Here is a 13,549-nt window from a genome sequence, read left to right on the forward strand (position 1 = left end):
AGAAGCTATTCATGCTCACCAAGCCACCCATCGAAGAGTTCTATTAGGCGACTTAATTCCGTTAGGATATTTTGCACGCTCGCCTGCTCGTCAGTTTCACTTTCTTTCTCCCACTCTTTGGCTAGATCAGTCAGTTTATTCAGTTCGAGTATAGACGCTGACCCTTTTAACCGATGAATGACTAAAGCTAAATCCTCTCTGTTGGCAATGAGCTCCCTATCTTGCTTAAACGCCCCCACAACAATCCCCATGATCTCAAACCATTCGCTTTGTTGATGCCCTTGCAACCAAGCTAGGTCCGCCGCGTTATCACACTTAATGCTTGTGGTTAAGGTGTGTTCCAATTCTAGATACTGAGCAAGCACATTCAACAGTTCTTCAAATGTATACGGCTTATATAGAACATGACACATTCCCGCATTAGCGGCTTTTTCAACTACAATTTTTGAATCTTCCGCGGTACAACCAACAATAGGTAAGTGAGCATATATTGCATTATTTTTCACTTTCTTCGTCAGTTCGTATCCGTCCAATTTTGGCATATGGCAATCCGTTACCACTAAATCTAAGTCATCAAAGTGCTCACAAATATACTCATAGGCTTCAGCACCATCATTTGCCATTGCTGGCAAAATCCCTAGCTTTGAGAATTGTTTGCTAAACAGTAACCGGTTAATTGGATCATCATCAACGACTAACACATGACCGACAAATTTTCGGTTTTTATCTTCTAGTAAACCAATATCTTGATTTTTCCTTTGCAAAGAATTGAAGATGAAATCAGGATAAATATTTTGCCAGCCTGCGATTGGTTGAATGACATCTTCAACATTCATCATGTTCACATTCCAAACCTTTAACCAATCTAAGATAGCCTTATTTTGCGAAGACGCCGTTAACTCTGGTGCGTCAAACACTGCCGTATGCTCCACTGGGAGTTTGACACTTATGGTTGTACCTTCACCATGTTGGCTGGAGACGTTCAACTCCCCCGACATCATTTCGACGATGCTTTTGACTATCGTCATACCTAATCCCGTTCCACCATATTGGCGAGTAATCGAAACGTCACCTTGTGCAAAAGGCGTGAACATATGAGATAGCTGTTCGTCGTTCATACCACAACCTGTATCACTCACTTCTACAATCAATTGTTGCTTCTGCAATTCAACACTCACAGCTATCGAACCTGTTTGTGTAAATTTGACTGCGTTGCTCAGCAAATTATTGAGAATTTGAGCGACTCGTAGCCAATCGATCTTTGCTATTGCGTACGATGTTGGCTTCCAATTGAGTAGAAAGTTCAAATGCTTCATCGACGCATTTGATTCATAGGTTCTCAGTAGTGACGACAATTCAGAGTAAACATTGCCCGTTCTGATATCTAGATGAAACTGGTTGGCTTTGATTTTTGAAATATCGAGAATGTCATTGACCAATAACCTCAGACGATTGGCGGACAGTTGTGCATTTGACAACAATTCAATATTTTCATCACTCTCTACTTTACTGCTCATTAACTCCATCAAACCAATCAAAGCCGCGATAGGCGTCCGTAACTCATGACTGATTGTGGCTAAAAAAAGATCCCTTGATTTTATCGCTTTGAGCGCCTGTGCATTTGATGCTTTCAGCTCATCTTTTTGCTTTTCCAGCACCGTATAGTCATCAAACACCATCATTTTATAGCGACCGTCATCGTTCATGCCGCCAATTTCATTCTCTATCACTCTTAAATAGCGACTAGAAAAACGACATTGGCAGACCAAGTGCCCTACCTCTGTACTTTGATGAGGGCGACGTTTAAGTAAACAATGACCCTTTTGGAAACTCCTGCACTGGCTGCCATGCTCGTTGAATGCTTTGTTAGACAAGACAATTGAGCCACTAGCGTCGTAAATGGCGATCATACTCGGTAAACGGTCAAGCAAATCACTGAGCCAACGTAATCGTCTTGAATTTTGCTGAGCGATTTCATCCGCACGAAGCAAGGACTTTGAAAGGCGACTGGCCTTCACTTGAAAGGTCAATACAACCAGTAAAAAAAGAGAAAGAATCGATAACGAAATGATGGTGATCTGCGATTTATCGTAACCATATTGCGCAATGACTTTGTGATGTTTTAAATGCAACATTTCAATCTCATTCGAACTCACCTGCTTGAGAACCGCATTCATAATAGGTTGCAGTACAGTACTATTAGCATTGAGGGTAAAGCCCAACTCAATACTCAGCTTTTGCGCATTTGAATCCAAGATAATTTTGTAAACATTGTTGTTGTTGCCATATGCATGATAATCAATAACATATGACGGAATGTAAGCATAGTCGACGCGACCTTCCTTCATTTCTTCCAATAAGCTGTCTAGATCCCTAAAGAAGATTGGCATTTTCTCAAACATCTGGCTTGCTTGTGGCAAAATGAGACGCCCAGATCGGTCCAAAATGGCGGTAGTTCCATCACCTGTTTTATGATTGGACTCAACGTAAGTCCAATCAACATCACCAAATGAATCCGTGAAAATAAATTCTGCATCCTTGTCAACAACATAGCCTGGCAAGATATCTATTTCACCACGGCTAAGCATGTCGATAGGATTTCGGTTATTTGGATCAACATATTCAAACTGAATGCCGCTTTTTCTCGAAAGCATTGACATCAAATCATGAATATAACCTATCTGGTTGTTTGTCCCTGCCTCTTGATAAGAAAATGGACGCATCCCCGCTTCAAAGCTGTACCGTATCACGCTGTGACCATATTCAGAGTTTAGCGCGTTAAACATCATCTCTTCACCCAGAGAGTCAATTAATGTTCGCTGATTTCGTTGAATAGAACTTTGAGACAATAAAAGATAGCTCTCGATCTGAGCATGCAAGATCCGATTATCTTTGGACGTCAATATTGAGGATGGAAAAGCAGGTAGCGTAGAGAAGTAATCGATATCTCCCACCCACTCGCCCGCAGTACGTACAGAAAGATACTGCTGTGCAGAAACGACATCGGTATAAATGGCGTCAATTTCACCATTTGACAATGATCGCATTAACACACGTTCGGTATTAAACATCGCCACATCGTTAACACCATTGTCATGTAGCAAATCGCAGTACATCGAGTCTCTTACACAGCCCCATTTAAGACTTAGATCTGCTTTGTTCATTAGTGCCGAGCTATGAAACCATACGACAGAGCGAATATTAAAAATGGGCTGACTATAGTTATAATATTGGGTTGCTGCTCTCGATTTCGCGTAACCAATCGCCATATCGATTTCGCCATTATGCAGCGCTGCCAACAAATCATCCCTATCCGCAAAAAAGCGATAGCGGGTCTCAGAGCCCAATGATTGAGCAAGCTGCTCAGCGAGATCTTGATATGTACTGTTGTCTTCACTCACTTTTGCCGATTTCCACAAATATTTATGAGCTTCGTATTGTCTCCCTACAATGAGAGCATCTTTCTCTGAGCTGATTTGCTTGGTTTTACTCACTTCAGGTGAGTCATTAGCCAATAAATAATGAGGCAAAAAAATAAGCGAGAGCAAGAAGTAAAACACAACCTTCATTAAGACTATCCATGCTGAATTGATCCGGTCATTATCCCCACAAATGCACTCATACCCAGAAATATCACCTATAAATATATTTATGAGCATGACAAAAAATCACAATTGGTCTTAGCGGACAGCACTAATAACGAAACCAACACTCCCATACCAAAAACCTCGAAAAATAAACCTCTATATGCATATAAACAAAACCACAATTCATTTGAGGTCTAACCTTGGCGGTGCATTTTATAGAGTCGACAGATTTAGTGCTAAAAATTCAACTAACTATTCAATCCTTTACGTTTGAAGTAATTTCCATTGCTGTAAATTCAACAACTAGTGAATAAGTTTTGCATAAAATTGAGATGCATACTCGATTTACAACCTGAAACATCACTTCGACTTAAGGTTATACCTTTGGTGTGTTTTTTTATATTTTTCAATGAAATAGATAACACCCGCCTTCTTTCCGCTTGATTACTTACATTTGCCCAGATTGATTTTTAGTCTATTTTTATTTAGAGTACGAAAGTTTTTCGACAAAAATTAACAATATTTAAAGGACTAATAAATGTCGCCCATTTTGGAAGTACAGGGGCTCTACAAAGTCTTTGGGGAAGATCCCAATCGAGCATTTTCTCTTATTGAGAAAGGCGCAGACAAAGACGCTATCTTCGAACAAACAGGTCTAACTGTTGGTGTTCACGATGTATCATTGTCTATTAATGAAGGCGAAATTTTCGTCATCATGGGGCTCTCTGGTTCTGGTAAATCAACACTGGTTCGACTACTCAATCGTCTTATTGAACCCACCCGAGGTAACGTACTCTTACGCGGTAAAGATATCGCGCATATCTCTGAAGAGGAACTAAGAGAGGTACGTCGTAACAATATCTCAATGGTATTCCAAAATTTTGCTTTGATGCCTCACATGACGGTAATTGAGAATGCCGCATTCGGCTTAGAACTCGCCGGGGTAACACCTTCAGAGCGTAAATCTGCGGCGCTTTCGGCACTCACCCGCGTTGGTCTTGATGCTTATTCTGAATCCTACCCTGATGAATTATCTGGTGGCATGAAACAACGTGTTGGCTTAGCCAGAGCATTAGCGTGTGACCCCGACATTCTATTGATGGACGAAGCATTCTCTGCTTTGGACCCATTGATTCGTACCGAAATGCAAGATGAGCTAATCCGGTTACAAGGAGATGATAAGCGCACCATCGTGTTCATTTCCCATGACTTAGATGAAGCGATGCGAATTGGTGACCGTATTGCCATCATGCAAGGCGGTGTGGTTGTACAAGTAGGCACACCCGACGAAATCCTAAACAAACCAGCCAATGACTATGTCGAAGCATTCTTTCGTGGTGTTAACATCGCGAGCGTGCTGACAGCGAAAGACATTGCGCGTAAAAATCCAGCAGCAGTGTTTAAAAAGTCGGAACACGATGGTCCCGCCTCAGCTCTTAGATTACTCAGCGACAGTGATCGTGAGTATGGTGTGGTTATCGACAAATCGAATAAGTACTCCGGTCTTGTATCTGTTGACTCGCTACGTGAGGCGAAACAACAACAACGATGCCTTGTAAGTGCACAAATTGACTCCGCTATAACTCTTACGCCAAACCAGCCAATCAATGAAATATTGGGAAGCGTTGCGGGCGTTGCTTATTCTGTCCCTGTGGTCGATGAGCAAGGTCAGTATTTTGGCGTGGTTTCTAAATCACGTTTACTTCATGCATTGGATAGGGATTAATCATGTCATCACAAGAAACAAGCAATGATCCCTGGGCACAAGCAACCCCCGAGCAAAGCAACCCATGGGGTGAAGCTGTGACAGCATCAAGCGATGCGAACTGGTTATCAACGGAAACCGTCGAAAAAGCACCTTTTGATATAATGAATCCTTTTTCAGATGCCGTAATCCCTTTTGATGTTTGGGTAGAAAACGGACTCGAATGGTTGGTTAATCATGGTAGACCGCTGTTTCAAGCAATACGTGTACCCATCGATTTTATACTCAGCTCATTTGAAACCGCGTTAGTTTCAACACCTGCGCCATTTATGTTATTGATTCTATTTTTACTCACTTGGCAATTCTCTGGCTTAAAATTAGGGCTTACTTCCCTTGCCTCTTTAGTGATCATTGGACTCATTGGGGCCTGGAGCGAAGCCATGACGACGTTATCATTAGTGATGACTTCCGTCTTTTTCTGTTTGCTTCTCGGTTTACCACTCGGAATATGGCTAGCGCGCAATGACACAGCAGCACGAATAGTAAGACCAATACTCGATGCCATGCAAACCACACCCGCCTTCGTCTATTTGGTACCAATCGTAATGTTATTTGGTATTGGTAACGTCCCTGGCGTAGTCGTGACGATCATATTTGCACTGCCGCCAGTGGTGAGGCTGACAATACTCGGTATTCAACAAGTACCTGAAGAGCTTATTGAAGCTGGTCACTCTTTTGGGGCAAGCAAAAAACAAATGCTTTACCGCATTCAATTACCACTTGCCATGCCAACCATTATGGCTGGTGTTAACCAAACACTCATGCTCTCACTTTCAATGGTCGTCATTGCCTCAATGATTGCTGTTGGTGGTCTTGGTCAAATGGTACTTCGCGGCATCGGTCGTTTAGATATGGGCTTAGCTGCTGTCGGTGGCTTAGGTATTGTCATCCTCGCCATTTTACTCGACCGCGTTACGCAAAAACTTGGTGAAAACGCACAAGATACGAAACTGCGCTGGTATCACTCAGGTCCAGCTTCAATCATCGCTAGACTCGGCGCGAACAAAACTGATGGAAAATCAATCCAGGAGAAAACTGAATGAACAATTCATGGAAGAAAACACTACTTGCAGGTGCAGTCTCTGCATTAGTTGTATCCACTAGTACTTGGGCAGCAAAATTGCCTGGTGAAGGCATCGCTGTGCAACCAGTTCAATCCACTGTTGCTGAAGAGACCTTCCAAACACTTATCGTAAACAAAGCGTTGGAAGCGCTAGGTTACGATGTAAGTGAAACAAAAGAAGTTGACTACAACGTTGGCTACACTTCAATCGCAAAAGGCGATGCTACTTTCCTAGCTGTGGGTTGGTTCCCTCTTCACGCAGAAAAGTACACCATGGCTGGTGGTGACGACAGTTTCTCTCGCGAAGGTCAATACATTAGCGGCGCAGCTCAAGGTTACCTAGTTGATAAAAAAACCGCAGACAAATATGGCATTACTAATATCGGTCAGCTCTCTGATCCGAAAATCGCCAAGCTATTTGATACTGATGGCGATGGTAAAGCTGATCTAACAGGTTGTACACCTGGTTGGGGCTGTGAAATGGTGATTGAAGAGCAGCTAACGGCTTACAAACTGCGTGACACCGTTACACACCAGCAAGGTAACTACGCGGCAATCATTGCTGATACGATCTCACGTTACCAAAATGGTGAATCAATTGTGTACTACACATGGACTCCATACTGGGTGAGTGGCGTACTTATTCCGGGTAAAGATGTTGTTTGGCTAGAAGTGCCATTCTCTGCACTTCCTGGCGAGCGTAGCGATGTAGATACCACTCTTCCGAATGGTAAAAACTACGGTTTCGAAATGAACTCTATGCGCATCGTTGCTAACAAGCAGTTCACTGATGAAAACCCAGCAGCGGCAAAACTGTTTGAAATCATTAAAGTCGACATCAATGATGTCAGTGCACAGAACATGATCATGAGCAAAGGCAAGAACTCTGCTGCTGACATTGAAGCGCATGCCAATGGTTGGATCAAAGCAAACCAAGCACTATTTAATTCTTGGATTTCTGAAGCGAAGAAAGCCGCGCTTTAATCTATATTAAGTGGTTATCACAATAGCCAGTGGTTTACACCACTGGCTTTTTCTATCTGACATCACGTCATTTACCCACCAATGATCACAATCCCTTTTAATTGTATACCGTTGCGACATTTTATCACCAGCTTCAAGGGACGAATGAGCACATCATTGCCAATCAGAATATGAGTAGCCATATGCACCTGCACTAATACACTGAATTAATTAGCCTACTTTTTGATAAGTGATTGCGAACAAACATCGAGTTGAACCAACAGCCACGTAGCAGCCAACAAGTCTGCACTCCCTCCCGGGCTAATATTGCGTTCTATAAATGAATTATCGATTGCAAGAATATGCTGCTCAAAATCGTGGTAGCTGTCATAGCATGTTGCCACAACGACACCCGCTTGCTGCTTAACAAAATTTAAGCCATCTAACCCGGCACGGTTGATAACCGTAGTATCGTTATTTTGAGCCATCAATGCGAATAATGTTAAGATCAGCGATCTCTCTTCTGAGTCCCCTTGCTCTATAGCTTGGGTATAAGTTGGTAGTGCATACTTAAAAATCGTCGGGTAACCCGCAGCAGCTTCACCTCTGATGCCTGTTAAGCCAAACTGCTGATAAATTCGCTCACCGGCAGTATTAGATTTTGTCAGGTTCTGTTTTAATTCACTCTCAACCAATGAAGCACAGCACGCTCTTATCACCTCACGAACCCGCTTCGCGTCGTAGGCTTGGCTATTTTGATGCAACCAACCTACCGCACCACAAATTAGACCCAGAGTAAAAATCATTCCTTTATGAGTATTGACACCGTTCGTTGCATAAAACATTGCTTTTTCAGCCTCAATTCCAATAGGTCGAAGCTGTGTGAGGAGATTTTTGGCTGCTATATGTGAGGCTTGAGAACCAGCGTGAACGAACTCTTTCATAAACGGCTTCAACGCATCACAGCTTGCAACAAAAGTGCTGAGATCCATATTTTGGTGGGCTCCGCTATTGGCGCAATCAACCAAGCCAGGCTTAGGCGTAAGATGAACCTCTAACATCATGGCATGGTAGGCAAGATTGCCAACCAGATCAGAAATATTAAGTTGAGATTGCCCACTTCTCACTGGGCGATAAATATCGCAATCATCCTGCAACCACATCAGCGTTCTATTGATAACCATCGGTCATCTCCATCACTTTTTCTATCAATTCTGACTTTGCGTGTATTCAGCTCTAGAACAAAACTTGGCTTTGCTACCACAGACTAAACAGATCCTTGGGGAACGATTGACTTCTTGGCAAGAAATTGACTGAAGATTCTGAGGGATAACATCAATGTCAAATAGATGCCCGAGCGAATGGTCCTTTTATATAGCGACCATCAGCTAATTTAAACTGATTACATCATCAGTATAGACGGCGGTAAGTAATTCATATCTGGCACTTCAAAATCTCGCGCCAGACAGTACAGGACAGGACGAGTTTCATTTGGTATCATTGCCTGTAATTTGTTCGAGCGTGACAGAGCCCCTCAACACCATATCGCGAAGTTGCGCGCAAACATCAGACCAATCTTTTATGCTGTGGTTTTTACATAGTTGAATTGTAATCACATTATTCTACACATAAAAAGCACAATAAAATCAACGCGATATTTATTGCGATTGAATTCGCTTGTCAATTAGTTACAACTATTGACCATAATTTTTCAAACGCTAAAGGTTATTTAAATATCGCCGCAAAATAGGAACTATAAGGAATTAAAAGATAATGAATTCGAGTATTTCTTTATTTAACACTTCGGAGAGTCAAGAGAGCTTTTTACAGGCATACAATCTTCTAATGGAAAAATGGACGGTTCCATATGAAGATAAATGGATTGATACAAGTTTTGGAAAGACACATGTAGTAGTTTCAGGTCCCACCGATGGAGAACCACTTGTTTTACTACCAGGGGCCCAAGCAACAAGTGGAATGTGGGGGCCAATGATCCCCATACTTACAAAGACGCGAAGAGTGTTTTGTATCGACATAATTGATCAAGTAGGGTTATCTCAGCCTAAAAAAGTTTTAAAAAACACTCAAGATAGCAACACGTGGTTAGAGGAAACGTTAAATGGATTAGGACTCAACAAAGTCTCAATTGGAGGGAATTCATTGGGCTCATTTCTAGCATCTATGTTTGCTATTGCCCATCCTGAAAGAGTGAAAAAGGTAATATTAACAGCTCCAGCTGCAACGGTTTCTGGTGTAAGACCTTTCTATATCATCAACGTTATTTTTACATCATTAGTTTCAAGTTTATCTATCAAAAAACGTTTTATTCAAAAAAACGCCGTCGATTTGGTTGATGAGAATAATAAGCTGTTTCAGGTTCTGCTTAAAGCGATGGTTGGAAGTAAAATTATTAGTAAGATTACGCCAAGACCGCTAACTGTAGATGAACTCTGTAAATTGAAATCACCAACCCTACTCATCCTTGGTGCTAAAGATATTACGTCTAACAAGGCAGTCGATGACATAGTTGAAGAAATATCTAAATTGAAGGTAAATTTTCAATTTGAGATACTTGAAGACGCAGGGCATCTTTGGACAGAGCAACAATATATATTTGCTGGGAATAAAATTGAACAGTTTCTCGATGATACTAATTGCCCACAAAGATAAACTGATATTAACAGGCACAAGAATGGGGGCGTGTTGTTATCTTAAATTCGATGCTAAGGGAGGTTGTGCGTAGGATGCAAATAGCGCCAAAAATCAACTATTGACGCAATACTCTCTTGTTAACTGCACTTTTTCGCAATAACTAAACCATGGTTACTGCTACCTAGCAATGACGGCTCGGAGCAAGTTGATAGATGATACTTGAACCATGCTCGATACTGTTGATCATTGAGTCGATTAACTTCCTGACCAATAAACCGAACATACCCATCAGTTGCAATATGACTTTCGACACTAAAGCCAGATTGAATTGCCAAGTTTTCAATTTCTAAAGGCTTAGCAAAGTAACCTGTTCTAAAAAATGGATCTACATCGGGAGATGATACTAAGCCACTTTCATTCAACTCACTCAGAACTTCAGGAAAAACTAAACTATTGGACATTTTTGCAAGCAGACCCGCAACAAAGAAACGGCTGATATACGCAATCGCAACTACGCCATTTGGTTTTAATATTCGATTTGCTTCCTTTAACACCGCTTCTCGGTCTGACTTCAATGGTATGTGATAAAGTGGTCCTAATATTAAAACAACATCTTGAGTGCCGCTTTCTATAAAGCTCACGTTAATTGCATTTGCTTCGTAAACAGCCAATTCTAGATGTTGGCTCTTAGCATTATTATTGAGTTGTTCGACTAGTTCAGGGACTAACTCGACTGCTGTCACATGCATTCCACGTCGAGCATAATGAAGTGAATAGCGACCAGTAGCCGCGCCGAACTCAGTTAAGTGACTTGCTGGGGCAATATAAGACTCCAACACACTTAACGTTGTATCAAACTCAATACGCGTTATATTTTGAGAAAGAAGACGCTTTTCTTCGTCAAATTTTGAGTAGTAATCCATATATTCTTCTTGCACGACTTCCTCCTGTGCAGTTAACGATTAGTTAAGACGTGAGCCACGCGCCACCCAAAGCCGCAGTAAACTCCGTAATCACTATACTCAACGCATGCTGAAAATACCAAGCGTGGCGAGTCGTTCTGAACGTCTTGCTATGAATTTATGGTAAGGGGATATGCTTTACCCACCAACGAGCTGTAAAACCCATAAAAAAGCCTATTAGAGCACTTAACAGAACCCATTCGGAAGAGGCGTTTAAAAGATAAGCCAACGTAAAACCGCAGCAAAAACCCGAAATCGATTGAAATACTGCTGGAGATCTAAATATCTTCCGATCAATCTCCGGAGCTATAAGCAAGCCAAAAAAGAAACCAACCGAAGAGCGTAAGATAAGCTCAGTCCAGTCGCCAAAATCGAAGACTAACGAAGGTATCGCTACAAGACCTATGCAAATTGCGATTGAGAATAACACTACCTTGTACATTTCCACTCCTATGATTCATACGCTGCGTTAAGTCGTGAGCGACGCCACCACCTTACCTAAACTATTGTGCCGTAAACACTAAATTCAAAGCAAACCGAAAATGCCAAGCGTTGCGAATCTGTCTTAAACGCTTGTATGGATAACAACTAACGAATCAGGGTAAGACACAACTTGATATCTATATCCGCCCTCTCGATATCTACTCTAACGTCACAAATGATGAAAAGGGATCAAACAAGCCATTCGAACTATTGCTAAATATCATCCAGAACGGATTGTTATTGAAGCAACGGGTCGATTGGAGATGCCATTCATCTTAGCGTGTGAAAATGCCAATTTACCTTATGTCATCGTGAACCCATTACACATCAAAAAGTTTTCTAGCGCTCTTGGCAATAGAGCTAAAAACGAGATACTACAGAGCGTCCCTGGTATCGGGAAAATCGCCGCAGCCTCACTCATCAGTAACGTTCCTGAGCTAGGTTACATCACCAATAAACAAGCCGCTTCATTAATCGGGGTCGCACCAATTACGCGTGAAAGTGGTAGCTTTAAAGGCAAGAGAATGATCAAAGGTGGACGCATGCAAGTAAGGACTGTTTTATACATGGCCATGATGTCAGCGATGCAATGTAACCCTGTATTTAAGGAGACATATCAACGACTTTTAGCCGCAGGAAAACCAAAAAAAGTAGCGATCATTGCCTGCGTCAGAAAGATGGTAGTCATCCTAAATTCAATGCTCAGAGATGGCTGTGTGTGGGATGCAGATAGCGCCAAAAATTAACTATTGACGCCATAGTCTCTTGTTAGTTTGCGATTTAGTATTTATCTAATCAAATGCTTTCTTGCCGTATTTTTCCTTCGCACTGGCTCTTAGCCTTTGATGTTTCGAGATAGTATTGAAGAAGTAACTACTATCAAATTCAATGGTCTTTTCGGTTATAGTATTCTCTGTTCCTGAAAGTTCTTCATGCAAAACCATCGTCATTTTTTGTATAACTTCATCATGTCGCAGCACACTCTTATGATCTGTAAAATACATCCTAATTTGGGCATGACTACTCTGGTCTTTTTTCTTAATTTGACCGTTTTGTACTGAAAAATATTTACTTTTTTTGTTAATGTCTGACTCTAGACAAATGGAATCACTACTATTTAGAAATTGAAAGTTAACACTTTGGTTCCCTGACATATATAAAAATGAATATGGTAGATTGAATTTATTTACGTGCCGAAAGTTAATACCATCGCTATCAATAAACTTACCCAACATTCTTTCAAAAAGATTCTCTGATATTTTTACGCCCGTTACGTTCCTCATAAAGGCCAACACTGTCTCTGTATGATCTAGCAAGATAGACAGTAACTCATTATCACCTGCACCTTTTGACTTCTTGGACTGCCCTGAAAACGATAGTGGATTTGAAAACGGGCACTCGTCATAAGCTGCTTGGTCAAAAATCGGAAAACCTTGTGCTAAAGCCTTATAATGCCTTGCGTGCATTCTTTGAACTCTTTGATCAGCTTCAACCTTTTTATCATTATAAAGGTTAACGATCTGTATGGTGTTTGAGCAACCAGGGCAACAAGCAAGGTAACGTTCAACACTATTTATAGTTTGGAAGTAAGGGAACTCTTTTTTCGTATCCCTTTCATATGAATTTGCTGATAGCTGCTTGTAGACACCTATAGGTGGTAAAAGTTTGTAACACTGCATATTTTACAATCCATTTTCTCTTATTACTTTACAGAGCCATCTAGATATAGCTCTGTCAACATCTATATGTACCACTACTGTTTTGGGGTTGCAAACTAACGCCGCATTCTCGGGAATCCCCTCATAATTTCCAACAAAAACAATGAGTAGACGCGCATCGCTCATTCTGATCTAATGAATTTCGCCAAAAACACACCTTATCAAATGGATTTAATAGGGATACCTAACGATGCGCGATATTCAAATTCTACAGCAAACTCTTGAAGACCAATGCCCTAATATTCACAAAAAACGACTTAGATCTCTTATACTTGCCACTAAAAGCGTTCTCAATGGTTCTGATTTAACCTTAACCAAACTTGGCAGAAAACTTGAAACGAAAACCACCGTCAAAC

General features: G+C 41.3%; 9 protein-coding genes and 2 pseudogenes. 5 read left to right on the forward strand and 6 right to left on the reverse strand.

The genetic code is table 11. The features are described from left to right. Positions 1-5: 5 nt before the first annotated feature. Positions 6-3,569, reverse strand: coding sequence for an ATP-binding protein (locus L4C38_RS20205; RefSeq protein WP_428799344.1), 3,564 nt, complete (start codon positions 3,567-3,569; stop codon positions 6-8). A 556-nt stretch (positions 3,570-4,125) separates the two neighbouring features. Between L4C38_RS20205 and proV the strand changes: the two genes are divergently transcribed. From proV to proX, 3 genes are read left to right on the forward strand one after another with little or no spacing between them, the layout of a single operon-like run. Continuing rightward, a complete protein-coding gene (proV, locus tag L4C38_RS20210) occupies positions 4,126-5,313 on the forward strand; it encodes a glycine betaine/L-proline ABC transporter ATP-binding protein ProV (RefSeq protein WP_428799345.1) in 1,188 nt (395 codons plus the stop codon). Positions 5,314-5,315: 2 nt separating this feature from the next. Continuing rightward, a complete protein-coding gene (proW, locus tag L4C38_RS20215; RefSeq protein WP_428799346.1) occupies positions 5,316-6,395 on the forward strand; it encodes a glycine betaine/L-proline ABC transporter permease ProW in 1,080 nt (359 codons plus the stop codon). Further along, a complete protein-coding gene (proX, locus tag L4C38_RS20220; RefSeq protein WP_428799347.1) occupies positions 6,392-7,399 on the forward strand; it encodes a glycine betaine/L-proline ABC transporter substrate-binding protein ProX in 1,008 nt (335 codons plus the stop codon). The genes proW and proX overlap by 4 nt, the downstream gene beginning before the upstream one ends. Positions 7,400-7,614: 215 nt before the next feature. Here proX and citG read toward each other — a convergent pair whose 3' ends face one another. Both citG and L4C38_RS20230 read right to left on the reverse strand, forming a co-directional pair. Next, positions 7,615-8,541 carry a triphosphoribosyl-dephospho-CoA synthase CitG gene (citG, locus tag L4C38_RS20225; protein ID WP_428799354.1) on the reverse strand — a complete coding sequence of 309 codons (927 nt, stop codon included), beginning with the start codon at positions 8,539-8,541 and terminating at the stop codon, positions 7,615-7,617. A 45-nt stretch (positions 8,542-8,586) separates the two neighbouring features. Next, a pseudogene (locus L4C38_RS20230) lies at positions 8,587-8,733 on the reverse strand (citrate lyase holo-[acyl-carrier protein] synthase); the annotation flags it as partial. Between the two features lie 418 nt (positions 8,734-9,151). Between L4C38_RS20230 and L4C38_RS20235 the strand changes: the two are divergent. Beyond that, positions 9,152-10,048 carry an alpha/beta fold hydrolase gene (locus L4C38_RS20235; RefSeq protein WP_428799348.1) on the forward strand — a complete coding sequence of 299 codons (897 nt, stop codon included), beginning with the start codon at positions 9,152-9,154 and terminating at the stop codon, positions 10,046-10,048. 119 nt (positions 10,049-10,167) lie between these two features. Here the strand turns inward: L4C38_RS20235 and L4C38_RS20240 are convergent, their stop codons facing one another. Both L4C38_RS20240 and L4C38_RS20245 read right to left on the reverse strand, forming a co-directional pair. Next, the gene (locus tag L4C38_RS20240) at positions 10,168-10,968 is read right to left on the reverse strand and encodes a class I SAM-dependent methyltransferase (protein WP_428799349.1); all 801 of its coding nucleotides are present in this window, start codon (positions 10,966-10,968) and stop codon (positions 10,168-10,170) included. Between the two features lie 142 nt (positions 10,969-11,110). Beyond that, a complete protein-coding gene (locus tag L4C38_RS20245) occupies positions 11,111-11,434 on the reverse strand; it encodes a hypothetical protein (RefSeq protein ID WP_428799350.1) in 324 nt (107 codons plus the stop codon). 176 nt (positions 11,435-11,610) lie between these two features. Between L4C38_RS20245 and L4C38_RS20250 the strand changes: the two are divergent. Next, a pseudogene (locus L4C38_RS20250) lies at positions 11,611-12,221 on the forward strand (transposase). A gap of 45 nt (positions 12,222-12,266) precedes the next feature. On the opposite strand, the gene L4C38_RS20255 reads toward L4C38_RS20250, so the two are convergent. After that, complete coding sequence (locus L4C38_RS20255; protein WP_428799351.1) at positions 12,267-13,154, reverse strand: hypothetical protein; 888 nt, start codon at positions 13,152-13,154, stop codon at positions 12,267-12,269. Positions 13,155-13,549 lie beyond the last annotated feature (395 nt).

This window comes from Vibrio kasasachensis, from assembly GCF_050337565.1.
GTDB classification, from domain to species: Bacteria; Pseudomonadota; Gammaproteobacteria; order Enterobacterales; family Vibrionaceae; genus Vibrio; species Vibrio kasasachensis.